The following is a 26,981-nucleotide window of genomic DNA, read 5'->3' on the forward strand; positions in this document are numbered from 1 at the left end:
AAACTATATCTTCTATTTTCTCTGTTTTTATCTTTTTTTCTCATTTTTTAAATACAATAAAAAACCAACAATTGCTAGCCCTGAATTTTTCAAATCTATGTTATTTAATTTTTAACTTCTTGATTTTGCGATAGAGCGTCGGCAAGCTGATCTGCAGCTTCTCCGCAACCATTCGTTTGCCTTCTGTATCCCGCCCAAGCTGATTCAGCAGTTGAATAATACTCTCCTTCTCGTGGTTCTCCTCCAGATGACGGCCACCCCGTCGTCCCGGAGCTACCATACCTGGAATTTGCCCGCGGATTTGAGCCGGCAGACTCTGTAGCGTAACCAGATCGCCAATCTCCAATTGCACAAAATGCTCTACCACGTTCTCAAGCTCACGCACATTGCCAGGCCAGTCATATAGCAGGAGCCGTTCCAGCACCTGTGGTGAGAGCCGTTTCGGCAAACGTCCGTATTTTAGCGAAACGTTCTTCATGAAATACTCAAGCAACAACGGGATGTCTTCCTTCCGCTCACGCAAAGGAGGGATATGCAATGGAATGACGTTCAACCGATAGTATAGATCCTCGCGGAATTTCTCTTCGGCCACCATTCTGTCCAGATTACGATGTGTTGCGGCGATAATACGTACATTCACATCAATCGGCTCCATGCCTCCCAGCCGCTCCACCTTGCGCTCCTGGACTACCCGCAGCAGCTTACCCTGCAAATGCAAAGACATGTCCCCGATTTCATCAAGGAATATCGTTCCGCCGTCAGCCAGCTCGAACCGTCCAGCTTTACTCTCATTCCTGTTTCCGATAAAGGCGCTGCTCTCGTATCCAAAGAGTTCGCTCTCCAGGAGCGTATCAGGGATCGCTGCACAGTTGATCGCGATGAACGCGCCATCCTTCCGGGAACTGGCTGCATGAATTGATTGGGCAAATACTTCCTTGCCGGTTCCGCTCTCTCCCAAGATCAGCAGATTCACCTCGCTTAAAGCCACCCGCTGCGACATCTCCTTGATCGTACGAATCGGGGCGCTTGTGCCCTTGATATCCTCGAATCGATAAGTAGTCTGCTTTTGAAAAGGATACTTCTTCCCTTCCAGCTTCTCGGGTTCGACTTGAAGCAGAATCGTAGCGGGCTGCCCTCCATCATAGACAGGCTTCACGCGTACCTTCCAATTGGTCCTGCTGCGGCCTGCCCGCTCAGGAACGATCGTCCGCTCCTCTAAATCCCGGGCCGCTCTGAGATGATCCCAATCCTCAGGAGAAACCCACTCCTGAATAAAGCTCCCCAGGACCTGTGTTCGGGGCAATTCCATAAGACTGGACATCGCCGGATTTAACTCTACGATTCTTCCATCCGGGTCCAGCACCAGCAGCGCCTCCTGTGCCACAGAAAGCAAGGCACTCAGCTCTTTCTTCAGCAGGCTGCTCTCCGCGGCATGCTTGCGGCTGCTCTCGCTCCCAGCTATCATATATCTGAGAGACCGGGCATAGCCGCTGATGACTGGAAGATTAGCAGCAAGCCACGCCGCGGCTTTCGGGTTATCCGCCTTCACCCACAACACAGCTGTAGCATTCAGTCTATGCCATAGGGCGCGCAGCCCTTCTGACTCCGCCCCTGCTATTGCAGCAGAACCGTAATTATCATTCTCCTGAATAACCAGGCTTTCGACATTAACCTTCAATTCTTGAGCAATGAGTACAGTATCATAATGGCCTCCACTGTTCCATTGCTTAATTTCCAGATTTACAGGCAGGAGGCTCGATAACTGCTCTGCCAGATCATAAAGGCTCTGCCAGCTATTAGCCTCCAGTTGTTCCATACTCAATCCTAAGCACCCTCTCATGAACAGAACTCTCTAGTACACTCTACTAGATTAAATGAATTCCTGTATACATGATTAGAAATATTGAATTCATTCTCGCATTTTTTGTCGAAAGAGTCCAGATGTTTTTAAATAATTCCTATGAGTATTATTGGAATTAAATTTCACCAGTGTTTTATCAACTGCTTTCATTTCATTAAATTCAATTTCCGCCCAATTCAATGCTGTAATTGTGAAGCATTAAAATACAAAAAATCCCGTCGCCCCTTGGATGACAGGATTTCTGGATCTGATTGCCTACCGATAGTTCTTTATTTAGTTCATTTCTGCTATAGATTCTCTGAGGCGCTTAGGAAGCTTTTTGAAAACCATATCGTAAGAGTGATCAATCATATCGAAGATATCCTGCTCTGGTAAAGAACCATCTATCGTGATTGAATTCCAGTGCTTTTTGTTCATGTGATATCCCGGCCGAACGCTCTCATGCTGCTCTCTCAAGTTTTCCGCAATAACCGGGTCGCATTTGAGATTTAAACGAATATCCTTGCCCTTTTCCTCAAAAATAATCGCGAACATTTTATCAGCAACTTTGATCACGACTGGAGTGAATCCAAAGGGATAATCCTCGGTCGCTCCCTGCTTCTTTAAGCAATACTCGATAATATTATTTTTCAAATCAGTCTCTCTCCTTCACCTTTCAACAGCCTTCAATATGGTAATTATAAGAACTGTTGTTCCGTTAATCAAGTTAGTATTATTTTTCTTTAGCTAATTTTGGATACCCAAAACTGCTACATAGGAAGTTACTACAGGTGAGTTCGACCTAATTAAGGGTGATATCATGGTATGTATGTAGAACGCATTAAAACAACAATCATAGTCCAGAAAAAATAGTTTATATAAAAAGGCTCAAAGTGTGATTAACGGCATTTTTGTACCTTAAATCATCTGCAACTGAGGGTTACAGGAGATTAAGTTCAATATTGTACCTTAAATATTCCGTAATACCCCATTAAGCATGCTTTTTAGGAAAATAAGGTACAAAAATGCTCTTAGTTGGGGAGGTGGCTCCTCTTTTTTACTGTTAAGACGATTGTTGAAGAGGAATTTACCACTTCTAGTGTTTACAGCCTAAAATTAAAAAGAGTAAAGCGAACTATGCAGTCGCTTTACTCTTTTTTATTATTCCACTCAGAAAATCTTCTTCTTTCCCCGATCATCAATCAGAATCTGCACCGACTCTTTAAACCGCAGCGCATGCACAATCTCCCGCTCCCGCAGGAACTTCAGACTGTCTTGCAGATCCACATCATCTGTCATGTCGATCAGCCACTGGTATGTAGCCCGCGCCTTTTCCTCAGCCGCAATGTCTTCGTAGAGATCAGCGAGCGGATCTCCCTTGGCCGCGATGTAAGTTGCAGTGAACGGAACACCGGCGGCGTTGTTATAGAACAGGGCGTGATCCCGGGTCGCATAGTTCGGACCGAGACCGGCGGCTTCCAGTTGCTCAATCGATGCGTCTTTTGTCAGCTTATAGATCATGGTCGCAATCATCTCGAGATGCCCGAATTCCTCAGTGGAAATATCGGTTAACACTCCAATTACTTTGTCAGGAATCGCATACCGCTGGTTCATGTAACGCAGCGCAGCGGCGAGTTCACCGTCCGCTCCACCATATTGCTCCATCAGATAACGCGCCATCCGCACGTCACATTTGCCGACTCGTACCGGATATTGCAATTTCTTTTCATAAATCCACATTCGGGACGCTCCCCTCCTTTAGTGAACTGCTGCTATCCTATCAGACCGCTACACTTGCCAAGGCCAAGGGGGCTGGTTCCACTCCCACGGGCATTTGGAAAAGGCACGCCCAAAATTCTGTAGCGGTCCATACAGCTCCTGAAAATGGCCTGCCAGCCGTGTCCGTTCCTGGGTAAGCTGGTTGAACTGCTCGATCGCCTTTAGATCCTCGGGGTGAGTATCCAGATAGAGATTCAGCTCCACGAGCGCAAAATCCAGAACCTGCAGCTGCTCCAGCAATTCGTAATACCGTTGGTCGCATGGCTGTGCCTCCATGGCTTATTTCCCTCCTTTCGACTTGGACTCATACGGACTGAACAGCGCGGGCCACAAGGTTCCGTACCTTAACGCTTCCGGCAGACTGAACTGCGGAAGATTCGGCGGCTGAAAGTTGATGAACTGGTTGGGGGGTACGACGAACGTCTTGAACGGTACCGGTGGGCAGGGATCAAACGGCCCCCTAAACGGCGTATGCACACGCTCCTGGGAATTCAATATAAACATCCTCCTTTGCTCATTTCACTGCTGAGTGCAGCAGTTATTCTGAACGCTTACCTTCGTAACTAATTTATGATAGGCAAAGGCGGAATAAGACGGTTTGTGAAAAAAAACTCTCTTGATGTCCATATACGACAAAAAAAGCCTTCCCCTTCGTGCATAATACATTGCGCGATAGGAAAAGGCTTCGTTTATAACTGAACTATGGTTAGTACTCGTTTCTTCAAATCCATGCTTACTTCTCATCCGCTTCAGAAGATTCCTCTTCATCCTTCGCAGGCGCCTCACGGTGAATGTTTATCCGGGTAATCCGCAGCCGGGTAGACTCTTCGACCTCAAAGACGACCTCGCCGACAACAACGCGTTTGCCTTTGGATGGATTGCCTTCCAGCTCTTTGAACAACCAGCCACCGATGGAATCCACTTCATCGTCTTCAATGACTACACCGGTCAAATCGTTGACATCCTCGATAAGCATACGGCCTGCGACTGAAATGTACTCTCCATTCTGCTCCACGCTAGGACGTTCATCCTCGAACTCGTCGTGCAGATCCCCGACGATCTCTTCCAGAATCTCTTCTGCAGTCAATAACCCCGCAGTCCCGCCGTATTCGTCGACGACAAGCGTCATCTGAATCTTGTTCTTCTGCATCAGCCGCAGCACATGACTGATCTCCATCGACTCTGGCACGTTCGGAATCGGGCGGACTAATGTAGTCAAATCATTCTGCTGTTCAGGCGGTGCGAAGAGTAGATCGGTAATGTGAATAAAGCCAATAATCCGGTCTTTATCCTCCATCGCTACCGGGTAACGCGAATGCTTGGTTTCCGTAATAATGCGCATGTTATCTTCCAGGGAAAGGTTGCTGTACAACACATCCATGTCGGTACGCGGCAGCATAACCTCACGGGCCAACAGGTCGGAGAACTCGAAGATATTATCCATAAGCTTCATCTCATCTTTATCAATAACGCCACTCTTGGCACTCTGATTCATGAGAATACGTATTTCTTCCTCCGAATGCGCAGCCTCTGCCTCACTGGCAGGCTCCACCCCGATCAAACGAAGCAGACCATTCGCGGATGCGTTAAGCACCCAGATGAACGGCAGGAATAGATTATAAAAGAACATCAGCGGTGCGGACAGCAGCAGCGCTGAGCCTTCTGTTTTTTGAATCGCCAATGACTTGGGTGCAAGCTCACCAAGCACAATATGTAAGAAAGTAATAATGGAGAAGCCAAGCACCAAAGATACGGTGGAGATCAGCGTATGGTCTGTAACCCCAAGCTTGAACATCAGAGGCTCTACCAGCAGCTCCGAAATGGCGGGCTCTCCTACCCAGCCGAGACCGAGCGAGGCAAGTGTAATCCCGAATTGGGTCGCAGACAGATAAGCGTCCAGCTTCTTGTTTACTTTTAGCGCGTATCCAGCCATCTTGTTGCCCTCACTAACTAGCTGGGTCAGGCGTGACTGCCTGACCTTCACCAGTGAGAACTCTGCGGCGACGAATATGCCATTTAATAATACGAGCACCAGAACAAGCAAAAGATTAAGCAGCAATCTCCCTACTTCAAATTCCGTATGCACAATAACAACGCCTCATTTCTACAGATTGATCGCTTTTCTTGATTTGAAGTCAACACCCGGATAATACATATCCGCTACCAGAAGATTCGGTCCGCAGCAGCTAGCTGCGTCACAGTGACAGTTCACTTCTTGGTTAAGCGGGTGCTGGGTCTGCCAGTCTGTAAAAATATCATCCAGCTTGTTGCTGCTGATGTTGCCAAACGCTGCGATATCTGCAAAATCCGTAACGAATACATCGCCGGTGAACATGTTTACATTCACACGGTTGCGTCCGTCCGGATCATTGCGAAGCGTAACATTCTTCTCGGAACGCAGTCGCTTCAGGAGCTTCTGGTCTTCTTCCAGGAAGCTGCAGGCGAAGAATGGAAGCGTGCCGAACAGCATCCACATCTCGGGATCACGGTGGTCCAGCAGATCATGAATAGCAGCCTGCATATCCTTAAGCGACAGAACCGGCAGCGCGGAGGCAAAGCTTGAAGCGTACATTGGATGCACCTCATGGCGTTTTGCTCCCATATCGCCGATCAGCCGGTGAATCTCCGGCAGCTTGGTATGCGTGCGATAGTTAATCATGGATTCCGCAGAGATGAGCATGCCGTCATCACTGAGTCTGCGGGAGTTCTCGATCATCGTATCATACAAGCGGTAAGCCGCTTCCTTCGCTACAGGATGGCCGCTGTTTGCAAAGCCAACTTCATGAAAATCATCACCATTAACATAGTTGAAAGAGATATGCATAACGTCCAGATAAGGAAGCAGCTTCTCATAACGGGAATATGGCATGGTTAGATTGGAATTGATTTGCGAGCGGATTCCCCGCTCCTTGGCATACTTGAGCAGCGGGACAATCATATTGTCTACGGTGGAAGCGCGGAACATCGGCTCTCCGCCGGTAATGCTGATCGTCTGCAGGTGCTCGACTTCTTCCAGCCGATCAAGCATATTCTTAAGGGGCAGCATCTCTCCTTCTTTCATGGTGAGGCTGTCACCAACGGCGCAGTGCTCACACCGCATATTACATAAATTCGTAACCGTCATCTCCACACTGGTCAGTACATGCCGCCCGTACTGCCGCAGGGAAGTGATGGGATCCCAAGGGTCATAGCTTGGGGATAACTCCTTCTGCGGGGATAATGACATTGGTCTTATAACATTCATTTGTGATAGCTCCTTTAAAGCTTATTCCTTATTATTAACCTAAAAATCATCCGTATGAACGGATTATTATCCTATATCATACCACGAAGAACGAAAAAACTGCACTTTTGAGTTGTACTTGCTTGCTATTTACTGATATTTTCTGAAAAAAACAGCATGCAGCGAAAAGATATCCGGGCCATGTGCACCTTACGTGCCCACCCGTGTATCGATCTCGCTGCATGCCTGAGAGGCTGGAATTGCCTCATTGAGAAGTCTATGAAGCGGTGCCAGCCGGCACCCTTAATTGGCTACATCCACAATAACTACAGAAAGCATCACGGCAAGGTCCATCTCGAACGGAACCACTGGCTCTCCTTCGGGGCCGGTAAGGATGCGAACCACCGGACGGTGTGGTGTGGTGGAGTCTATTTTGACCACAACTCCGCTCTGACCCGTGCTGAGCTTCACTGTAAGACCCAGTGGATAGATTGCCACACGGTCCCGGAACAGCTCCAGCTGCCGCTGCTCATACAGTGTGCCGGAGCCTACGTAGAGCGCTTCTACCGCCTGATGGGGGAGCATTGCTTTTTTGTAGACACGACTGGAGGTCATCGCATCATAGGAATCGGCCACGCCAATCCATTTGGCGTACTCATGAATTTCCCCTCCCTTGAGTCCGCGAGGGTAGCCGGAACCGTCAATCCGTTCATGATGCTGCAGCGCACAATGGGCGGACAGCAACGGAATATTCGGCTCGTCCTTAAGAATCCGGTAGCCGATTTCGGTATGGGCCTGCATCTGCCGGAACTCTTCATCCGTCAGCTTGCCGGGTTTTTGGACAATCTTGACCGGAATTTGCGTCTTGCCGATGTCGTGCAGCAACGCACCCAGACCAATGACCCGCAATTCCGCTTTACTGTACCCGTGAGCGATAGCCATAACAAGTGTATAGAGGCAGACATTTAACGAGTGGACATAAAGATAATTATCCGCTGTATGCATTTCCAGCAGCATTATCATAGGTGTCTCCTGGGCAGACATTTCGTCCAGAATCGAATCCATCACGCCCGAGAATTTTTTATCCAGATGATAAAAGCCTTTGGTAATGCCGGAAGCACCGGACATGTCCTGAAATTGTGTCTTAATAACCTTGAGCGCCTGGTTGCGCGTCTCATCCTGCAGCATCCCCTCAATCACTACATCTTCAGTGAGGGAATCTTGCACATATACATAGCCGATGTCGATTCTGCCGAGGCGTTTGATCAGTGAATCGGTAAGCTCTACGCCGTCGGAAAGCAGAATCATGCCTTCATCGCTATAAATTTTTTTGCCCAGCCTCATGCCCGGTTGAAGCCGGCTGACGGATACTAAACGCACTCTGGTTCACTCCTGCCTTTAACGGTAGATTGCTATTCTGCTTAAAAACTTTGGGTCTCACACCGTGTCTATACCGTTACCTTTGGAGAACAGGCAAGCACACCTACATCGGTTTGCCCCGGACAACGCTTCCTTGGATACACCTCCAGGAAACAACCATAGCCGGGTACCGCTGTACCGATGGAATCTTGGAAATGATTAACGCATAATAAATAGCCAGAAAACAGCCGCTAAAATAAAGCGGTAAATCGCAAAATGTGTCAATCTGATCTTTTGAATCCATCGCATGAACAGAATAACTACAAGGTAAGCCACTGCGAATGAAATCAGGAAGCCAATGACAAAGTAACCAATGGTCTCACTGGTAAAATCGCGGTAAGCATCCAAAAGCTCATACCCGGAAGCCGCACACATAATCGGAATCGCGATCAGAAAAGAGAAATCGGCTGAGGCCTTATAGCTGACCCCGCTGAGCATCCCCCCCGAAATTGTGGAGCCTGAGCGGGAAAAGCCTGGCCATAATACAGAGATAATCTGGTACAAGCCAATGGCTAGCGCCTGTCCATAGGACAGATCATCCAGTTCGTGGGCGGTAATACGGATCTTGCGGCGGTTGACCCACTCGGCAACAATCATTAAGATCCCTCCGGCTACTAGCGCCCAAAGCACCGTACTGGCTCCGAAGAGACCCTTGATGAAGTCACGTGCAAAAAAAGCCACGGCCAATGCCGGCGCAATCCCCAGGATCACATGAATCAGATTAAGACGGGACTGCGGCATCACGCCTCCCCGATTACTCCGACTGCGCCCGATTCCCAGCAGGTTAAGCACCCGATGACGGTAGACCAGCGCGATAGCCAGAATAGCACCTAATTGAATGACAATCTCATAGGTCTTCATAATCGATTCCTGCTCGGCAAAACCCATCAGCTTGGCCGTCAAGATCATATGGCCTGTGGAGGATACAGGGATAAACTCCGTGATTCCTTCAACAATGGCCAAAATAATGGCTGTAATAGTGTCCATACAATCCTCCTGTTTGTGGCGGAATGAATATCGGGTACAACTTTGTTATTTTAAAAAATCATACAGCATAGCCATCATTCAGGCCTTCCCTTATGTAGTACCGTTGTTCCAACGGGAAATGAAACTCTCCTCAAGACTGCCCGGCCGCTGCAGCTCCATCCGCAGCAGATCACGGAGGAAATGCGGAAGAAGATACACCGCATCCTTGCCGTTGGCGAGCGTCTCATAACCGATCCGGAAAGTGAACATATCCAGCGTCCCAACCTCATACTCCTGGTCATCTTCCAGAGGCTGCCCTTCGACAAAAACTGCAATATCGTTATCATACGGCAAAACAAGTGAATCGTACAAGATATTTAAGCCATCTACTGCAAGACTGCCCAGCTGTTTTCCCCGGAAACCATAGCCGAAGATAGCTTTATTACGGAATTCTTCCGTCAAACTTTGCTCCAGAGCTATGCGGATATCCCGCCCTTTAAGCTTCACTATGCAAGGATTGATCGGCGAAGGACACAGTCCATGCAGCATCCCCAGTGAAATATCCCCCTCTGGCAGTGGTCCCAGAAGCTGTCCGGTATTGACAATCGCTATCTTGGCGCCGGTGAATCTGCGCACAGCCTGAGCGAGAAAATTACCGAATGGGGATTCCCCCTGATAGTCAACCGGAAGCTCTCGGTCTGTAATGGCCACCGATTCATGCAAAGCTTCTCTTCCCCGTTCCAGATGGGTGACGGCCGCGGAATGAACCCGTTCCTCCCTTAGCTCAGGGGAAACGGCGAGGCATTCTCCCTCTACGAGTCTGAAACCGAGATCCGGCTCCTGCCGCTCAAAAACAAGCCTGCCCAAATAATTACCAAACTTGCCGGCGCCGCAGACGGCAGTACCAGCAATAATCTGTGGACGCTCCAGCAGATGGTGAGTATGTCCACCCAAAATGGCATGAACGCCCTCCAGGTTCTCTGCCAGCCGCTGATCTGTAGGCAGACCCAGATGAGACAGCACGATCAAAATGTCTACCTGTGGAGCCAACAGACTGCATTCCTTACGAAGTGCCTCTTCCGGGTCTAGTGCATCCCAGCCCAGCAACGCATAGAACGAAGCAAAAGCCGCTGTCGCTCCAGTCACGCCTATGCGGATGCCGTCACGCTCCAGGATAACATGGCGCTTCATCCAGTGCGGCGGCTCTCCAGTCGCAGTCTCTACAAAGTTGCAGCACACTACCGGACACTGAAGTCCGGAGAATACCGCAGAGAGCATGTCGGCTGTGAAGGTAAGCCCCTCATTATTACCAATGGTGACCGCATCGTATCCCGTCAGATTCAGAATATCAATGTTCGCCTGTCCCATCGTTCCTTCCGTCTCTATGGCCGCTCGATCCATATGGTCGCCAATATCCAGCAACAAAAGTGGTTCATCGCCCGCTGCGGCCCTTTGCTCAGCAATGACTGCCGCAAGTGGGCTCATCATGTCGAAATGACTATGTATATCATTAGTATGAAGTATTGTCAGTCGCTCTGATATAGGCTTCATCAATAACATCCTTCCCACCTGTGTAAGGCCACCTTTTTTGGAAGCGTAAGGCGCTTGTTCTTTCAGAGTTTAGCATAACATTTCCAAGCTCAATATGGTATATTTCAGTACTTACAATACCATTATACCAAGGCCTGCAAGTGCTGCGAGGCCTGCATTTCTGTACCTCTCTTTGAACCAGAATCAAGAGGATGGCTGCGCCTCCCCTTCTCCTTTTAAATACCTTGTTAGTTCGCAATCATACATTATATAGGTCTTAAAACCTACAGAATATCCTTAGAGAAATTATTGTAGTCGTCCAGTTAGCTATAGTCAGAATAAACCGAAACTTCGATGCATATCTGAAGATTGTGAATATTAATTGTTAACCATTGAATGTTTGTCCTTTTCTTGCTATGCTGAGAAAAATTGACACATAAGGTGGCATAAGCATTGAGAGTACACGTCATGGATGTTAAGCCGGGGGATTATCTCGGAACAGACACCTTCAACGCCCGCGGACTTCATGTTTTGTCCAAGGGAACCCAGTTGCGCATGGATGAAATATCCAAGCTGTTGCAACACGGTATTGATTACATTGATATCGAAACCCTGGAAGGAACACTCTCCCCGCCCCATAAACCGTCCGTTATTCAAACCGTTACGGCAAGCTTTGATACCATGATCGACGGTTTCGAGACCCTTTATTTAGAAGCGTTAACCAAAGGCAGCTTTAATCCATCCGTCGTAGACGATGTTCTTCAGCCAACCCTGCAATCCCTGGACAAGCATAAAGACGTGGTAACCCTCCTTCTACTGCTGGACCGGGAGGATGAATATACCTATAATCATTCCCTTCAGGTAGGTATGCTTTCCTATTATATTGCAACTTGGCTCGGTTATTCCAAGCAGGAATGCTATGAGATCAGCCGGGCTGGTTATCTGATCGATATCGGTAAATGCCGAATCTCACCCGATTTGCTGAACAAGCCGGGGAAGCTGACCGTCGAAGAATTTGAAGAAGTGAAGCGACATACTACATACGGTTACGAAATTATCCGCAATTCCATGAACGACCCTACCGCTGCACTGGTTGCTCTCCAGCACCATGAACGGGAAGACGGCTCCGGCTATCCTACCAATTTAACCAAAGCGGAGATTCATCCCTATGCACAGATTGCCGCTGTGGCTGACGTGTATAGTGCCATGACTTCACCCAGAGTCTATCAGTCCAAGCAAGAACTGATCTCGGTACTGCACGAATTACATAACCTCAGCTTCGGCAAGCTGAACGGCAAGACCGTTCATGCCTTTATCCAGCATTTGATGCCGAATTTCATCGGCAAGCGCGTCCTTCTTGACACCGGTGACATGGGCGTCATCGTCATGAACAACCCCATAGACGTGTTCCGTCCACTGGTGCAGGTCGACCATAAATTCCTCGACTTGTCCCGTGAGCGGAGTGTGTCGATTGTGGAGATCTACACATAGGGGCGCTCGCCATCCCTCCCAAACCCTCCCTTCCTAAGGGAGGGCCCCAAAGGCGCTGCCCTCTGGACACCCGAAGGAACTGCGTGGTTGGCGGGATGACGGGGCGTCTGCGGACAGATGTTTTGGAGGGTGGGGGTGCTCGCCCTTGAGCAGTCCTTGTCTTGCTCCGCAAGATACAGGACGGCTCAAAGCTTTACGGCGCAGGCCGCTCCCCGGGTAATGTGACCCGGGGGGCGGCTTTTTCTGGCCTCCGCTGTGCCCTGCGGAGGCGGGCTGCGCCTTGAGTTCCCCCTGCTTTGCTGCGCAAAGGACCGGGGGGTACCTCAAGGCTACTTGGGAGTGGCCTCCACGGTGCCCTCGCGGAGGCGGGCTGCGCCTTGAGTTCCCCCTGCTTTGCTGCACAAAGGACCGGGGGTACCTCAAGGCTATCCGGGGGTGGCCTCCGCGATGCCCTCGCGGAGGCATTGCCATTGCGGAGGCCGGCCTAGTTTATGGCCGGGGGCATTCGGTTAGACTGATCAATAGAGTAAAACGTTGATCAGACTAACCTGAAAGGATGAAGCCTATGCTGCCGATTCACGGGCGCCTTGCTGAGCTGTATTCACTGAGCCGCCAGCGGAAGCTGACTGAATCTGAAGAGCTGGAGCAGCAGCACTGCTTGCAAGCGAATGCAACTTACTGCTGGGAGATGGCCCGGCTTAACAATGAAGCCATACTGGCGGCGCGAACGCAAGATATCAACTGGCAGCAGAACATCGGCGCACAGATGGTTGAGCTGCGCACGTCTGGCCGGATATCAAAACGTCGTAAGTAAGGCGGCATCGTAGAAAACATACGAGCTCTCCTCTATAAATTGAACTGTAGCATGAGCGAAAAGGAAATATATAAGCCGAACAAAAAAATGAACAAACAACAACGAGGAGCGAAGGGAGCTTGGAACTGTAGGCGCAAAACGCTCGCCTGAAAGCTTCCCATAAGAAAGCTAGCACCGGATCATAGTTGTCGACAGCAAGACCTATATCCAGAGCTGTTCAAAACCAGCGATATCAATAGAAGCAGTAAATTCCCCTTCACCAGTCGTCTTAACAGTAAAAAAAGAGGGCCACCGCCCCAACTAACGGCATTTTCGTACCTTATTTTTCTTGAATATAGGCAAATGAGGGAAACAAGGGCATTATTGTATCTTATTTTTCGGAAAAGCACGCTGGATGGGGGATTCTGGAACAATTAAGGTACAATATTGCACTTAATCTCCTCTAACCCTTAGCTTCAGAGGATTTAAGGTACAAAAATGCCGTTAATTACACTTCGAGACTTCATGTATACGCTCTCTTTTTTACTTGGCTTTGTAAGCTACTTTGCGTTCTATTTGGAGAAAAAATTCGATACGTTGATACGATAGTATTTAGAGGTAATAGCATGTAGAGGCGATAGCATGTAGATGTAATAGCATCCACCTGAAAAAGGATCAGCGGATAACAGCTTAGGTTTTGAAGTTGATCACATGCATGAGTAGAGTGGAGGGTCGGGGGATTCTGGAGAAACGGTAGTGGTCGCCTTTAAAGCCCGATTTCAACCTCTAATTCCTTTTACAATCAAGAAATCGGGCTTTAACAGCGATCGGAAGAACCCCCGACCCGCAGCGGCTTCACTCCGCCTGAACCACTGTTTTCTCCTTTGATCCTGAGAACGAACAGCAAGATACTTCCATCCTGTTCCAAATCACCAGCGTCCTAGCCAAAAAAGCCCCCAACCCCACAATAAAGTGGAGCTGGAGGCTTCTTTTTGATGTCATCTTTTGAGCTCTTCTTCGCTTCTTCTGAGCTCTTCTTTTGAGCTCTTCTTCTGAGCTCTTCTTCTGAGCTCTTCTTTTGCATGAATCGATTTATCAACTTGCCGTTAAAAGCGTTCTTCAGTTGCTTGCTACCTAGGCACCTACAGGAACCGGAACTGTGCTTCGATTAATCCGTTGTAGACACCGTCATGAGCAGTCAGCTCGCTGTGGTTGCCCTCTTCCTTGATCTCGCCGTGATCCAGTACCACGATCTTGTCAGCGTGGCGGATGGTGGACAATCGGTGAGCGACGATAAAGGAGGTCCGGCCTTGCAGCAGGGTTTTTAGAGCTTCCTGAATCTTGAGCTCGGTCTCTGTATCGATACTCGCTGTAGCTTCATCCAGAATCAGAATACGTGGGTCCGCCAGCAGCGCTCTGGCAAAGGATAACAGCTGACGCTGACCCATGGACAGCGCACTACCCCGTTCTTCGACCTCTGTATCGTACCCGCCAGGCAGTTTAGTGATGAAATCATGGGCATCTACCGCTTTGGCGGCCTCCTCTACTTCCTGATCCGTGGCATCCAATCGTCCGAAACGGATGTTGTCACGGATCGTTCCCGAGAAGATGAATGTGTCCTGTAGCACGGTACCGATCTGTCCGCGCAGGCTGTCCAGGGTGACATCACGGATATCTTTTCCATCGATCGTGATTTTACCGGTGGTGATATCGTAGAAGCGGCCAATCAGGTTGATGATGGTACTCTTACCTGAGCCGGTATGCCCTACTAGCGCAATGGACTGTCCGGCCTTTACATCGAGATCAATGCCTTTGAGGGCCGCCCGCCCCTTCTCATATTCAAAGATGACCTTTTCAAACTTGATATCGCCTTGAATGGTTGGCAGCGGAGTCGCACCCGGCTTATCGGATACGTTAGGCTTCTCGTCCAGATATTCAAAGATTCGCTCCGAGGAGGCCATAGCCACCAGAAGCTGGTTGTACATTTGGCCCAGACGATTGATCGGATCCCAGAAGTTGCTGACATAAGTACTGAAAGCCACCAGGAAACCAACAGTCAGTTCACCCGACTGGATCAGATAAGCACCAAGCCAGAACAGAATCAGGGTACCGAAGCCACCAGTGATCTCGATAATTGGACCGAATGCCTGGTTCATCGCCGAGGCTTTATCCCATGATTTCTTACTTTCGCTATTCATGGCATCGAAGTATTTCATGTTCTCTTGCTCTTGCGTATACGCCTGAGTCACTCTGATCCCCTGAATGGATTCATTCAAGTGAGAGTTGATCCGCGAGTTCTTCATCCGTACATCCTGCCAGGCAATACGAATCTTCTGCCGCAGCTTGGTGGAGACAAAGAACATAATCGGTACAGTAACCATTACCGCAAGGCCGAGCTTCCAATTGATGAAAAGCAAGATGACCATAATTCCGACAAGCTGCACACAGTCAATCATCAGGTTGACGACCCCGTTGGTGAACAGGTCCTGCAAGGAATTGATGTCATTCGTAACCCGTACCAGCACTGAACCTGCCGGGCGCTTGTCGAAGAAGTTAAAGGACAGCTTCTGGATGTGTCGGAACAGATCTGAGCGCAGGTCATAAATTACTCTTTGCCCAATGATATTGGTGAATTTGATCCGGTAAATTCCGGCAATCCATTGAATCAGATACAGGACCACCACGCTCGCCGTAAGGGTGTAAAGGAGCGTTAAGCTTGGACTTCCTGTCTTCGGTGCGATCGCCTTGTCTATCGCCATACTGGTCAGGAACGGCACCGTAAGCTTGGTGACGGTTCCTAGTACCATCATTACCAGTACAAGTGGCAGCATTTGCTTGGCATAAGGCTTCATGTAGCTAAACAGCCGTGTGAATTGCTTCCAGTCGAATGCCTTGTCAATGATATCGTCGTCTTTGTAGACAAACCGTTCGTCCAGCGTTTGTTCCGGTGCCGTTTTTTTCTTTGTAGTGGCTCCTGCACCCGGGTTGACTTGAGGTTCCATAACTTTACGCCTCCTTTCCTTCGGTTACTTTAGTGAGGTAATCTGCATATTGAATCCGGTACACATCCTGGTAAGGTCCAGGCACCTCGATTAACTCTTTATGGGTTCCCCGTTGCTGCACATGTCCCTCGTTCATCACGATGATCTGGTCAGCATGTCGCAGGGAGGAAATCCGGTGGGCAATAATCAGCGTAGTGCGTCCACGCATAACCTCTTGGAATCCACTCTGAATTTCATGCTCGGTCTCCATATCCACAGCGCTTGTCGCATCGTCAAGAATGAGAATCCGCGGATTCTTAAGCAATGCTCTCGCGATAGCGATCCGCTGCTTCTGACCGCCGGAAAGGCCCATTCCCCGCTCCCCGACCACGGTATCATAGCCTTCAGGCATTTCCATGATGAAATCATGGGCTTTCGCCAGCTGAGCTGCACGGATGATCTCTTCCATGCTCACATTTTTCAGGCCATAGGCAATGTTGTTGCGAATGGAAGAGGAGAATAAGAACGTCTCCTGGAACACGGTCGCAATCTGTGAACGCAGACTGCGGACATTGTATTCCCGGATATCCACCCCATCCAACGTAATATGGCCTTCGTTCACGTCATAAGCGCGCATCATCAGTTGGGTAATCGTCGATTTCCCGGAGCCAGTGCCCCCAAGGAAGCCGATGACAGACCCCGCTTTAGCTTCAAAATCAATATCCGTAACCGCCGGCATCTTATTACCGTATGCAAAGGTAACATGATTAAACGCTACATCGCCTCTGACTTCGTTATGAACCAGCTCCCGGGCGGTTTCGCTGTCCTTGACATCGATCTTTTGGTTCAGCACTTCAAGCACGCGCTCCCCTGAAGCCTTAGACTGCGTATAGTTGTTGATATGGAAGCCCAGACCCCATACCGGACCAATGATATACCAGATCAAGCTGAAGAATGCAACCAGCTCACCCAGTGACATTTTCTCGTGAATGACCAGTGTGCCGCCTACTCCGAGCAGGATCGCCACGCTGACCGATGCCAGCAGCTCCATCGCCGGGAAGTATTTACTCCACAGCACTGCGGCAAAAATCTGATTGTCCTTGTACCGTTCATTCCGGTGCGAGAACTTTTCGACCTCATGGGCTTCTCTGGCAAAAGATTTGACTGTCCGCACACCCGTCACGTTCTCTTGAACCGCTGTGGTCAAAGAGCTTAGCGCCAGGCGCATCTCCTGAAAAGCAGGGTGGATCTTGGACTCAAACTTAAGTGCGACAATAGCCAGGAACGGCATCGTGATCAAGGTGATCAGCGTCAGCTGCCAATTGATCGAGAACATCATAATGGAGCCGAATAATACCATAAAAAATACGTTAAGCAACTGGGCGAATCCGAAGCCAATGAACATCCGGATTGCTTCCAGGTCCCCGGTCAGCCGGGACATCAGGTCGCCTGTCTTCGCCGTATCATAATAACGGAACGACAGGAATTGCAGTTTTTCATAACAGGCATTGCGTAGACGATACGCCAGGAAATTTCCCAGACGCCCGCCAAAGAATCCGTGTGCAAATTGCAGGCATGCTTTTACAATTACAACAACCAGCACGGTGAGAGCCAACACAGGCACCTCGGTAAATTTCATTGGAACAATAACATCGTCAATCAACCTTCTTAACAAATTGGGGGTTATAAGCCCCACTGCAGTTGCGGCAGCCAAGCATACAATCGAAAGAATCAATAAGTGCAGTTTCTCCCGATAAAAGCCCCGCAGTTGCCTGAGAACATCCATGTCTCTCCTCCTTACGCTTTACGAAGCGTAGCTGGCTTTCATTCTTAAGCCGGCTTCACAAGTATTTTTTAGCGCTTCCATTTTAGTGACTTTATGCAGTTTATCATCCATGTTTTAATGCGGCAAAGGGGAGAATCGACCGTATAACCCGTTATTTGCAATGAAAATGACATTTTCATAAAGGAAAAGGTCGCCTATGTCTTTAAATGCTTCCATTTCCTCTTGAATACTGTTGAATTAAGAATAAGCGAAATTCTTAGCACATGGACTTCCCGTCGGCATCTCCTTCTCTCCTCTTTACATAATGGGATTTACTAGCTGGAAAATGTAAAATTCTTCATCTTCCTTCCAAGTAAAAGAACAGCATGTAGCGGAACCACGTCACCCTAAGATATACTCGATCATGAACCCATACCAGTTGGAGGGATGTAAGTACATGTATAAGACCATTATTTTTGATGTAGATGGAACATTAATTGATACAGAGATCGCCGTACTAGGTTCACTCCAAGCAATGCTTAAGTTCGATTACGGCAGGGAAAGTAATGCTGAGGAATTACTGTTTGTTCTGGGGATTCCAGGTTCTACTTCGCTGCCGCAGCTTGGCATCCATAATATTGATGAGGGTATGCAGCGCTGGAACGAACGGATGAAGGATTTTTACGATTCCATCAAAGTGTTTGAGGGCATTCCCGAGGTGTTAGAAACGTTGAAGAACGAGTCCTTTGTCCAGGGCATAGTGACTTCCAAGACCGCCGAAGAATTGCGAGATGACTTTATTCCATTTGGTCTAATGGATTATCTGGACCATTCGGTCTGTGCAGATGATACGGAAAAACATAAGCCCCATCCTGATCCGTTACTTGAATTTCTGAAGCGCTCTGGCGCTGAGGCAAATTCCTCACTCTATATCGGGGATACCTTGTATGATTATGAATGCGCCCGGGATGCCGGCGTAGATTTCGGACTCGCCCTGTGGGGCTGCAAGAAGCATGACCACATCCTGGCAAAATATAAATTTGAACGTCCACAGGACATTCTCCGCCTGGCAAAGATTCCGTTAAAGTAAGCCGCCATCATCATAAAATGCCCCCGTGTCCCGCGCAATCCGGCGTTGGACACAGGGGCATTTTTATTTTAAGTGGGGGCACCCTCCCAAACCCTCCCTACAGGGAGGGCCCCAAGGGCTGCCAGCCCTCTGGACACCCGGAAGTGTACACCCGCAGGCAGTGCGGCAATCGCGGACAGAAGCAGACGGAAGTGGTAGGCCCGGCCTTTTAGGCCTCGTCATGAGGCGAAGGCGAACGAGTTACGGTGATGCGGGGGAGCTACTGGCGACGGGACTGCCGCGGCTCTCCTTCTGAGAATCGCCTTACTCAACGAGCCTCTGAAGCTTCGCCGTTAATATCATAGAATCCAATCCGCGAAGAACGCTTTTGCCCGGATATCGTCATTTGTCCCTTCCCGTCGATCATACCAAAGGTTGTACTGGCCTTGGGATAATCATATTCAAAAAAAGCGATTTTACCGCTAATAGCCGGTATCTTTCCATCCTGGAGCCTTACGGGATAAGGTAAGAAGCTTAGCTCAGACGTGCTTGTCTGGTCTTCCAGATCAAGGGTAGCCGTCCACTTCAGCACACTCCGGTTATCAGTGATTTCATAGTAGCGGATGTAATCGGCCGTCCGGATGAAGAATTTTCCGGCTTCTCCCTCGGGAAAATAATAATGATCCGTCAGATCATCCTCATACCGGCTGCTCACGGCCAGGGACTTGAGCGCTTCGATCCGCGGAAACTCGATCGCAGCAGCACGGGCTTCAGCCAGCTTGGAGCCCGACAGCCTTGTAATCAGGGCATCCGATGCTTTGGCCACGTAGACCGTATGTTTTCCCGGTACCCACTGTACATAAGCGCCTGCGGCCTCAGAGATAAAACGCAACGGCACCATCACACGGCCCTGCTCCAATGATACAGCCACAGGCAATGTGAGTTTCTTGCTGCCTACCACCACTGACTCTTGTCCCGGAACCAAAGTGATTTTCTGCGACTTATTTGTAATCGTTATGGTCTTTGTGCTGTTGTTCCAGGCAATGCTGACGTTTGGGAGCTTCTGCACAACGCCAAGGGGAACAATAACCGTATCATTCTTGATATAACTTTGAACATCTGTGTCGGCTGTTTCATTGTTGACAATCACAGAGATGGGAGATTCGGCAAAAGCTTTGTGCTGTAAGGAAAAAGACAAAACAGCAGCTAATACCACTGCATATCCGCAAGTGAGTAGAAGTTTTTTTAACATGAGGCCTCCTTGATTAAACACTATAATTAAACAGTACACGCTGTCTGCATTAATGAAACATCTAATATTTGGCATGATGACAACAAACAACAAACAAAAAACGTGTCCGCACAGCCTGGACGTTTGCACCTCCAAGTTGCTGCGGACACGTTTTATATGCCAAATCTTAAAGACAGCTCTTAATTAACCGATACTGCCTTCCATCTCGAACTTAATGAGACGGTTCATCTCTACCGCATATTCCATCGGAAGTTCTTTGGTGAATGGCTCAATGAAGCCCATGATAATCATTTGAGTCGCTTCGGCTTCCGAAAGACCACGGCTCATGAGGTAGAACAATTGCTCCTCAGATACCTTGGATACGGTCGCTTCATGCTCCAGGATGATGTTATCGTTCTTAATCTCATTGTATGGAATGGTATCCGAAGTGGATTCATTATCCAAAATGAGTGTATCGCACTTAATGTTCGATTTCGCACCTTCCGCCTGACGGCCGAAGGAAGCCAGACCGCGGTAAGTTACTTTACCGCCGTGCTTACTGATCGATTTCGAGACGATAGTGGATGTAGTGTCTGGAGCCAAGTGGATCATTTTGGCGCCGGCATCCTGATGCTGATCTTTACCTGCTACTGCGATCGAAAGAACGGAACCTTTCGCTCCGCGGCCTTTAAGCACAACAGCTGGATATTTCATGGTCAGCTTGGAGCCGATGTTGCCATCTACCCATTCCATAGTCGCATTTTCTTCTGCAACCGCACGTTTAGTAACGAGGTTGTAGATGTTCGGCGCCCAGTTCTGAATCGTAGTGTAACGAACACGTGCATTCTTCATGCACAGGATTTCAACAACCGCACTGTGCAGGGAGTTCGTGCTGTAGATCGGTGCTGTACAGCCTTCTACGTAATGCACGAAGCTGTCTTCGTCAGCAAGGATCAGCGTACGCTCGAATTGTCCCATGTTCTCGGAGTTGATACGGAAGTAAGCCTGCAATGGCACTTCACATTTCACACCCTTAGGAACATAGATAAAGCTTCCGCCGGACCATACGGCACTGTTCAATGCAGCGAACTTGTTATCCGCAGGCGGGATAATGGTTCCGAAGAACTTCTTGAACAATTCCGGGTGCTCACGCAGTGCTGTGTCGGTATCGGTGAAGATAACCCCTTGATCTTCAAGGCTCTTCTGCATGCTGTGGTAGACAACCTCGGACTCATACTGTGCCGAGACACCCGCCAGGAACTTCTGCTCCGCTTCCGGGATACCTAGCTTGTCGAAGGTTTCCTTAATCTCGGAAGGAACTTCCTCCCAAGTCTTTCCTTGTTTCTCGGAAGGTCTTACATAGTACTGGATATCGTCAAAATCGAGATCATCCAGGTTGCCGCCCCATTTTGGCATCGGCATTTTGTAGAACTGTTCCAGCGATTTCAAGCGGAATTCAAGCATCCACTCAGGTTCATTCTTGATCGCTGAAATTTCACGTACGATCTCGGGAGTCAGCCCTTTACCGGACTGAAAGATCGACTTGTGCTCATCGCGGAAACCATACTGGTATTCCTCCATATCAGGCGCTTTCTTAGCCATGGTGTCAGCCTCCTTGTTTGCTGTTATTAATGTTTCTCTTCTTCGTCTATACCTTTACGAAGCGCGTTCCAGGCCAATGTGGCACATTTGATCCGCGCTGGAAATTTATTCACACCCGAGAGGGCCTCGATGTCTTCATAGCCTTCGAACTCCACCGGTTCGCCTTTCATGAGGCCGGAGAAACGATCCGCCATATCCAGCGCAACCGCTACGGTTTTGCCTTTAACAGCTTCAGTCATCATTGATGCCGATGACATGCTGATTGAGCAGCCTTCACCGTTATAACGTGCATCCTTGACAACACCATCCTCCACCTTGAGCTGAAGCGTAATGCGGTCGCCGCAAGTCGGGTTGTTCAGTTCAATCTTCAAGGCATCGTCCTCGAATGAGCCGCGATTCCGTGGGTTCTTGTAGTGGTCCATAATTACGCGTCTGTACAAATCATCCAAGTTCATAGGTGAAATACTCCTTTGCCTTGATTAACGCATCCACCAGCCGGTCTACATCCTCTTCGGTGTTGTAGAGATAGAAGCTGGCCCGAGCCGTTGAGCTGACCTGCAGCCAGCGCATGAGCGGTTGGCAGCAATGATGGCCTGCACGAACAGCTACGCCTTCGGCATCCAGGACAGTCGCTACATCATGGGGATGCACATCCCCGAGATTGAAGGTTACAACGCCAACCTCGCGGTTGCGGGGTCCATAAATCGTCAGATCGTCGATTTGGGACAACCTCTGCTCAGCATAAGCGGCAAGCTTCATCTCATGACGGTGGATGGCATCCATCCCGATTTCCTGCAGGAAATCAATTGCAGCCCCCAGTCCGACAGCGCCAGCGATGATCGGTGTACCGCCTTCGAATTTCCACGGAAGCTCTTTCCAGGTGGATTCATACAGGCCCACATCATCAATCATTTCACCGCCGAATTCTACGGGTTCCATGGCTTCCAGCAGCGCTCTCTTTCCGTAGAGGGCACCGATGCCGGTAGGTGCGCACATTTTATGCCCGGACAGTGTGTAGAAATCACAATCCAGATCCTGCACATCAACCTTAAGATGCGGAGTACTCTGTGCACCATCCACGACAATCACTGCACCATGACGGTGAGCGATAGCAGCAAGCTCCTTGATCGGATGGGTAACCCCCATAACATTGGACACATACGCGATTGCCACGATCTTAGTCCGGTCTGTAATGGTTTTCTCCGCATCCTCCAAGGTTATGTTGCCATCTTGTTGCAGCGGGATATACTTCAGAGTTGCTCCTGTCTTCTTAGCAAGCTGCTGCCAAGGGATCAGGTTGCTGTGATGCTCCATTTGGGTGAGCACAATCTCATCGCCTTCGCCAACATTGGCAGGGCCATACGAGGAAGCAACCAGATTCAGAGCAGTCGTGGTACCACGTGTGAAAATAATTTCCTTCGTGCTCCGCGCATTGATGAACTTGGCAAGCTTCTCACGCGCGCCTTCATAGGCATCCGTTGCCCGGCTGCCCAGAGTGTGCACCCCGCGGTGCACATTGGCATTGTCCCATTCATAATAATGCTTGAGCGCCTCAATCACCTGGCGCGGCTTCTGCGAAGTTGCCGCACTGTCCAGATACACGAGCGGATGCCCGTTAATATTCTGGTTCAGGATGGGGAACTGTTCGCGGATGGTGCTATTCATTGTCCTAACTTCCTTTCCACTAGGGATTGGAGCTGGGTCCGCAGTCCCTCCAGTGGAATTTGAGACACGACAGGTGCCAGGAAGCCGTAGATGATCAATGCTTCCGCGTCACGTCTGGAGATTCCGCGGGACATCAGGTAGTAGACCTGCTCGGGATTGACCTGTCCTACGGAAGCGGCATGGCCTGCTGTAACATCATCTTCATCTATCAGCAGAATCGGGTTAGCGTCGCCGCGTGCTTTTGGACTCAGCATCAGGACTTTTTCTGTCTGCTGACCGTCTGCACGGGTTGCGCCCTTCTCGATCTTGGTAATTCCGTTAATGATCGAATTAGCTTCCTCACGCATTACTGCACGAGTGATCATGTCACTTGGTGTGTTTTTTCCAAAATGCTGTGCTTGTGTAGTATAGTTCAGCTTCTGTGAACCAGAACCTACAGCAATAACTTTAGCATCGGAGCTTGAGCCATTACCCTTCAGGATCGACTTAGTGTCACTTGCGGTATGGCCGTAGTTCATCTCGCCCACGATCCATTCAATCGTTCCATCGTTATCCACAATAGCACGGCGATAGGTAATATCCGCAGTATCTGCACCCAGTTGGTGAACGGTAGCATAACGCACATGCGCACCAGCACCAACGAACACTTCCACAGCACCGTTATGCAGACCGGCTTCCGCCTTGTCCGATACATAGTTGTCGACGTAGGTTACAGAACTGTTCGTGTCCGCAACAATCAGGATGTGCGGAACGAAGGCTGCTTCTGCGTCATCTGTAAGCAACACTGCCTGCAATGGCGTTTCAATAACGACATTCTTCGGCACGTAGAGGAACACCCCTCCGTTCCAAAGTGCAGCATGTAGCGCCGCAATGGAGTGCTCTTCAGGCTTCACGGCTTGATGCAGGTACCGCTGTACCAATTCACCATGCTCTCTAGCTGCAGTCTGCAGATCAGTAAAGATCACACCTTGTGCTGCGAGTTCTGGGGAGAGGTGAGTGTACACTGCACCAGAGTTGCGCTGAATAATCAGGTTGCCCTGCTCCTGGTCCTTCACCAGTTCTGCAATAGAAGCTGGGACTGCACTCAGGTCAGTCAGTGTTTGACTTGATTTATAGGTTCCGTAATTGTCCACATTCCATGGATCAATCTTGGTTTTTTCGAGTTTAGGCAGTTCAAGTTCGGCTGCCAGTTCCAGTGCACTCAAACGGCTTGCTTGAAGCCAGTTTGGTTCGCCGTTGCTTTGCGATAGTTCGCTCAGGGCTTTGGCGTCCACCGGAAGAATGGTTTGCGTCGTCATAAGTGGTCTCCTCCTTCCTGGCGTCTCTTAAGCTTCTTGTCCTACAGTCTCGTCTTCAATGCCCAGCTCTTCCTTAATCCATTCATAACCCTCAGCTTCAAGGCGCTGTGCCAGCTCAGGACCACCGGACTTCACGATACGGCCTTGCATCATTACGTGTACGAAATCTGGTTTGATGTAGTTAAGCAAACGTTGGTAGTGAGTAATAACCAGGAAGCCGCGCTCTTCGCTACGCATAGAGTTAACGCCTTCTGCTACGATTTTGAGTGCATCGATGTCAAGGCCGGAGTCAATCTCATCCAGCACGACAATCTTAGGATCCAGCATCATCATTTGCAGGATTTCGTTACGCTTTTTCTCTCCGCCGGAGAAGCCTTCGTTCAGGTAACGGTGCAGGAATTCAGGGTTCATTTCGAGTTCCTTCATCTTAGCTTCCATTTGACGGATAAAGCGGATCAGTGAAATTTCGTTGCCTTCCTCACGACGTGCGTTGATTGCACTGCGCAGGAAGTCGGAGTTAGTTACTCCGGAAATTTCGCTCGGATATTGCATTGCCAGGAACAGACCGGCGCGTGCGCGCTCGTCTACAGCCATCTCCAGAAGGTCTTCACCTTCAAGTGTTGCTGTTCCTTCAGTTACTTCATATTTAGGATGGCCCATCAAAGCGGAAGCCAGTGTACTCTTACCTGTACCATTCGGACCCATGATCGCGTGAATTTCTCCACCCTTCATGGAAAGGTTAATTCCTTTCAAAATCTCTTTCCCTTCAATCGTCGCTTTCAATCCCTCGATGACAAATTCTGCTGCCATAACTGTTATTCCCTCCATTTTTCGTGATTTGCGAAATCAGAAAGCTGCATGTGTATTTAGCAGGGCGTTCCCTGATTGCCAGCACAATTAGATTGTATATCACATTAAAATTATTATAAATTGAAAATCCCTGATTATCAATGATTCTCATTAATTTTATTATAAATGAGCTTCTTTTACAAACGCTGATCTACAATTTTCAGGGCTATAGGACTGGCATCGGCGAACATTCTCTCCCTTCAAGCTAGATATACATGAATTATAGCTTTTGTGACAGAAGTCTACAAATTTTCATGAAGCGCATCCCTCAATCAACAAGAAGAGCCTCCCGCCGGGAGGCTCTTTTGAATCCTGAACTATCATTATTTAACTCAAAATGACTTGTCTGCTATCCAGCAGTTTTATCCCAGAAAAGAACGTAGCATCCATTGCTGCTTCTCCAGATCGCTGCGGATTTTGATGAACAGATCGGCTGTCGGCTGATCGTTTCCTTTTTCCGCCAGTTCAATCCCTTCCGTCAGCTCCTCCGATACAGTCGCGAAGTCTTCAATCAGGGTCTGAACCATCGCCCGTGTATCCTCCTTGCCCGTTGCTTCCTGGATGGTAGCCAGTTCGAGATATTCCTTCAATGTAGCGGCAGGACGTCCCTTGATGCTCAGCAGGCGCTCCGCCACCTCATCCATTTTGAGCGTGATATCGTCATATAACTCTTCAAATTTAACATGCAGGGAGAAGAACTGCTCTCCTTTTACATACCAGTGATAGTTATGAATTTTTACGTACAACACATTCAGGTTGGCTACCTCACGGTTCAGAATTTGTTCCAGCGATGCAGTATCGACTTTATTCGTTGCTTTAGCCATTCTCTATCCCTTCCTTATCCGTAGATTAACCGGCTGCAGGTTTCTGTCCGGCCTAGCGTTGTCTATTCTCCATTTACCCTTCCGTATGTAGGATGAACCAAGAAGCAGCCCCTTATGCCCCCTTCATGACATTCAAAAAAGGGCCCGCAGGCCCTCTGGACTTCTTATCCTCAGTAAAAGATATCTGGAATCTCAAAGCATGCGGAGCAATGCTTCCGATCCGGGCATACCCGGAAGAATCCCCAGATTTTCTGCTTCTATAGTTACTGACTCCAGTGGTGCTTCGAGTAGTTGCGACAACGTCCGCACGCCTACTGCACGCGCAGCGATGATCCCGCGGTCGCTCAGCTTCTCATTCAGCAGGCCTACGTCCAGGGCACCGCACATAATGTAACCCCGGCTTGTGCTGATGGTAAGCAATGTTGTTTTGGGGAGTTTGACTTCCACTCCGACCAGGACATGGCCCCCTACCGTAATGGGCTCCAAAGTAACCACAGACAACACCTCCTTGTTTTGACGATCCACGATGTATTTGTATTCATACCCAGCTCTCCGCGTGTGGACGATAGACCTATAATTTCCATATGGGCAAAAGAGAAATGAAGTCCGCGTTCCCCCATTACGAGGTATATGCTTTCGTCCTGTTTAGTGGTATA

23 protein-coding genes are annotated in these 26,981 nt (G+C 49.1%); 3 read left to right on the forward strand and 20 right to left on the reverse strand.

The window, feature by feature from the left end; all coding sequences use genetic code 11:
• Positions 1–100 precede the first annotated feature (100 nt).
• From ACFRAM_RS05895 to ACFRAM_RS05940, 10 genes are all read right to left on the reverse strand, one after another.
• Positions 101–1,816 (reverse strand): sigma-54 interaction domain-containing protein, encoded by a 1,716-nt coding sequence (locus tag ACFRAM_RS05895; RefSeq protein WP_379465523.1) that lies wholly within the window; start codon positions 1,814–1,816, stop codon positions 101–103.
• Between the two features lie 318 nt (positions 1,817–2,134).
• Positions 2,135–2,494, reverse strand: coding sequence for an MmcQ/YjbR family DNA-binding protein (locus tag ACFRAM_RS05900; RefSeq protein WP_175374213.1), 360 nt, complete (start codon positions 2,492–2,494; stop codon positions 2,135–2,137).
• A 516-nt stretch (positions 2,495–3,010) separates the two neighbouring features.
• Positions 3,011–3,580, reverse strand: coding sequence for a manganese catalase family protein (locus ACFRAM_RS05905; protein WP_066374095.1), 570 nt, complete (start codon positions 3,578–3,580; stop codon positions 3,011–3,013).
• A 48-nt stretch (positions 3,581–3,628) separates the two neighbouring features.
• Positions 3,629–3,895, reverse strand: coding sequence for a spore coat protein CotJB (locus ACFRAM_RS05910; RefSeq protein WP_066374093.1), 267 nt, complete (start codon positions 3,893–3,895; stop codon positions 3,629–3,631).
• 3 nt (positions 3,896–3,898) lie between these two features.
• Positions 3,899–4,114, reverse strand: coding sequence for a spore coat associated protein CotJA (locus ACFRAM_RS05915; protein ID WP_379464967.1), 216 nt, complete (start codon positions 4,112–4,114; stop codon positions 3,899–3,901).
• 238 nt (positions 4,115–4,352) lie between these two features.
• Positions 4,353–5,705, reverse strand: coding sequence for a hemolysin family protein (locus ACFRAM_RS05920; RefSeq protein WP_379464968.1), 1,353 nt, complete (start codon positions 5,703–5,705; stop codon positions 4,353–4,355).
• Between the two features lie 18 nt (positions 5,706–5,723).
• Entirely contained in the window at positions 5,724–6,863 is a 1,140-nt protein-coding gene (yfkAB, locus tag ACFRAM_RS05925; RefSeq protein WP_379464969.1) for a radical SAM/CxCxxxxC motif protein YfkAB, read from the reverse strand.
• Between the two features lie 282 nt (positions 6,864–7,145).
• Positions 7,146–8,222: an HD-GYP domain-containing protein gene (locus tag ACFRAM_RS05930; protein ID WP_379464970.1), complete on the reverse strand. Its 1,077-nt coding sequence runs from the start codon at positions 8,220–8,222 to the stop codon at positions 7,146–7,148.
• 198 nt (positions 8,223–8,420) lie between these two features.
• Positions 8,421–9,248 carry an undecaprenyl-diphosphate phosphatase gene (locus ACFRAM_RS05935; RefSeq protein ID WP_379464971.1) on the reverse strand — a complete coding sequence of 276 codons (828 nt, stop codon included), beginning with the start codon at positions 9,246–9,248 and terminating at the stop codon, positions 8,421–8,423.
• 90 nt (positions 9,249–9,338) lie between these two features.
• Positions 9,339–10,778: a bifunctional metallophosphatase/5'-nucleotidase gene (locus ACFRAM_RS05940; RefSeq protein ID WP_379464972.1), complete on the reverse strand. Its 1,440-nt coding sequence runs from the start codon at positions 10,776–10,778 to the stop codon at positions 9,339–9,341.
• Between the two features lie 432 nt (positions 10,779–11,210).
• Here ACFRAM_RS05940 and ACFRAM_RS05945 point away from each other — a divergent pair, with 432 nt between their 5' ends.
• Both ACFRAM_RS05945 and ACFRAM_RS05950 read left to right on the forward strand, forming a co-directional pair.
• Positions 11,211–12,248 (forward strand): HD-GYP domain-containing protein, encoded by a 1,038-nt coding sequence (locus tag ACFRAM_RS05945; RefSeq protein WP_379464973.1) that lies wholly within the window; start codon positions 11,211–11,213, stop codon positions 12,246–12,248.
• A gap of 565 nt (positions 12,249–12,813) precedes the next feature.
• Positions 12,814–13,062, forward strand: coding sequence for a DUF7667 family protein (locus ACFRAM_RS05950; RefSeq protein WP_379464974.1), 249 nt, complete (start codon positions 12,814–12,816; stop codon positions 13,060–13,062).
• A 1,121-nt stretch (positions 13,063–14,183) separates the two neighbouring features.
• On the opposite strand, the gene ACFRAM_RS05955 is transcribed toward ACFRAM_RS05950, so the two are convergent.
• Positions 14,184–16,043, reverse strand: a complete 1,860-nt coding sequence (locus tag ACFRAM_RS05955; protein ID WP_379464975.1) for an ABC transporter ATP-binding protein — start codon at positions 16,041–16,043, stop codon at positions 14,184–14,186.
• A 4-nt stretch (positions 16,044–16,047) separates the two neighbouring features.
• Positions 16,048–17,808 (reverse strand): ABC transporter ATP-binding protein, encoded by a 1,761-nt coding sequence (locus ACFRAM_RS05960; RefSeq protein ID WP_379464976.1) that lies wholly within the window; start codon positions 17,806–17,808, stop codon positions 16,048–16,050.
• A 436-nt stretch (positions 17,809–18,244) separates the two neighbouring features.
• On the opposite strand from ACFRAM_RS05960, the gene ACFRAM_RS05965 reads away from it, so the two are divergent.
• A complete protein-coding gene (locus tag ACFRAM_RS05965) occupies positions 18,245–18,877 on the forward strand; it encodes an HAD family hydrolase (RefSeq protein ID WP_379464977.1) in 633 nt (210 codons plus the stop codon).
• A 307-nt stretch (positions 18,878–19,184) separates the two neighbouring features.
• Here ACFRAM_RS05965 and ACFRAM_RS05970 read toward each other — a convergent pair whose 3' ends face one another.
• From ACFRAM_RS05970 to ACFRAM_RS06005, 8 genes are all read right to left on the reverse strand, one after another.
• Positions 19,185–20,108, reverse strand: coding sequence for a copper amine oxidase N-terminal domain-containing protein (locus ACFRAM_RS05970; RefSeq protein ID WP_379464978.1), 924 nt, complete (start codon positions 20,106–20,108; stop codon positions 19,185–19,187).
• A gap of 183 nt (positions 20,109–20,291) precedes the next feature.
• Entirely contained in the window at positions 20,292–21,689 is a 1,398-nt protein-coding gene (gene sufB, locus ACFRAM_RS05975) for a Fe-S cluster assembly protein SufB (RefSeq protein WP_175374200.1), read from the reverse strand.
• Positions 21,690–21,715: 26 nt separating this feature from the next.
• Positions 21,716–22,144, reverse strand: a complete 429-nt coding sequence (sufU, locus tag ACFRAM_RS05980; RefSeq protein ID WP_066374069.1) for a Fe-S cluster assembly sulfur transfer protein SufU — start codon at positions 22,142–22,144, stop codon at positions 21,716–21,718.
• On the reverse strand, positions 22,131–23,354 hold the full coding sequence (locus ACFRAM_RS05985; RefSeq protein WP_379464979.1) for a cysteine desulfurase: 1,224 nt from the start codon (positions 23,352–23,354) through the stop codon (positions 22,131–22,133). Before ACFRAM_RS05985 ends, sufU begins: the two co-directional genes overlap by 14 nt.
• Positions 23,351–24,652 carry a Fe-S cluster assembly protein SufD gene (gene sufD / locus ACFRAM_RS05990; RefSeq protein WP_379464980.1) on the reverse strand — a complete coding sequence of 434 codons (1,302 nt, stop codon included), beginning with the start codon at positions 24,650–24,652 and terminating at the stop codon, positions 23,351–23,353. The genes ACFRAM_RS05985 and sufD overlap by 4 nt, the downstream gene beginning before the upstream one ends.
• Positions 24,653–24,679: 27 nt before the next feature.
• Positions 24,680–25,462, reverse strand: coding sequence for a Fe-S cluster assembly ATPase SufC (gene sufC, locus ACFRAM_RS05995; protein ID WP_379464981.1), 783 nt, complete (start codon positions 25,460–25,462; stop codon positions 24,680–24,682).
• Positions 25,463–25,863: 401 nt separating this feature from the next.
• Positions 25,864–26,325 (reverse strand): Dps family protein, encoded by a 462-nt coding sequence (locus ACFRAM_RS06000; RefSeq protein WP_175374196.1) that lies wholly within the window; start codon positions 26,323–26,325, stop codon positions 25,864–25,866.
• 192 nt (positions 26,326–26,517) lie between these two features.
• Positions 26,518–26,820 (reverse strand): YunC family protein, encoded by a 303-nt coding sequence (locus tag ACFRAM_RS06005; RefSeq protein WP_066374063.1) that lies wholly within the window; start codon positions 26,818–26,820, stop codon positions 26,518–26,520.
• Between the last annotated feature and the right edge of the window lie 161 nt (positions 26,821–26,981).

The organism is Paenibacillus sp. NPDC056722 (genome assembly GCF_042790635.1).
GTDB classification, from domain to species: domain Bacteria; phylum Bacillota; class Bacilli; order Paenibacillales; family Paenibacillaceae; genus Paenibacillus_AQ; species Paenibacillus_AQ agri.

Bases quoted from the DNA above. Each gene is read 5' to 3' on its own strand.
- ACFRAM_RS05965 (WP_379464977.1), top strand. From the start codon at position 18,245: ATGTATAAGACCATTATTTTTGATGTAGATGGAACATTAATTGATACA.
- sufU (WP_066374069.1), bottom strand. From the start codon at position 22,144: ATGAACTTGGATGATTTGTACAGACGCGTAATTATGGACCACTACAAG.
- ACFRAM_RS06000 (WP_175374196.1), bottom strand. From the start codon at position 26,325: ATGGCTAAAGCAACGAATAAAGTCGATACTGCATCGCTGGAACAAATT.
- ACFRAM_RS05940 (WP_379464972.1), bottom strand. From the start codon at position 10,778: ATGAAGCCTATATCAGAGCGACTGACAATACTTCATACTAATGATATA.
- ACFRAM_RS05905 (WP_066374095.1), bottom strand. From the start codon at position 3,580: ATGTGGATTTATGAAAAGAAATTGCAATATCCGGTACGAGTCGGCAAA.
- ACFRAM_RS05950 (WP_379464974.1), top strand. From the start codon at position 12,814: ATGCTGCCGATTCACGGGCGCCTTGCTGAGCTGTATTCACTGAGCCGC.
- ACFRAM_RS05910 (WP_066374093.1), bottom strand. From the start codon at position 3,895: ATGGAGGCACAGCCATGCGACCAACGGTATTACGAATTGCTGGAGCAG.
- ACFRAM_RS05960 (WP_379464976.1), bottom strand. From the start codon at position 17,808: ATGGATGTTCTCAGGCAACTGCGGGGCTTTTATCGGGAGAAACTGCAC.
- ACFRAM_RS05970 (WP_379464978.1), bottom strand. From the start codon at position 20,108: ATGTTAAAAAAACTTCTACTCACTTGCGGATATGCAGTGGTATTAGCT.
- yfkAB (WP_379464969.1), bottom strand. From the start codon at position 6,863: ATGAATGTTATAAGACCAATGTCATTATCCCCGCAGAAGGAGTTATCC.
- ACFRAM_RS05955 (WP_379464975.1), bottom strand. From the start codon at position 16,043: ATGGAACCTCAAGTCAACCCGGGTGCAGGAGCCACTACAAAGAAAAAA.
- ACFRAM_RS05895 (WP_379465523.1), bottom strand. From the start codon at position 1,816: ATGGAACAACTGGAGGCTAATAGCTGGCAGAGCCTTTATGATCTGGCA.
- sufD (WP_379464980.1), bottom strand. From the start codon at position 24,652: ATGACGACGCAAACCATTCTTCCGGTGGACGCCAAAGCCCTGAGCGAA.
- sufB (WP_175374200.1), bottom strand. From the start codon at position 21,689: ATGGCTAAGAAAGCGCCTGATATGGAGGAATACCAGTATGGTTTCCGC.
- sufC (WP_379464981.1), bottom strand. From the start codon at position 25,462: ATGGCAGCAGAATTTGTCATCGAGGGATTGAAAGCGACGATTGAAGGG.
- ACFRAM_RS05935 (WP_379464971.1), bottom strand. From the start codon at position 9,248: ATGGACACTATTACAGCCATTATTTTGGCCATTGTTGAAGGAATCACG.
- ACFRAM_RS05985 (WP_379464979.1), bottom strand. From the start codon at position 23,354: ATGAATAGCACCATCCGCGAACAGTTCCCCATCCTGAACCAGAATATT.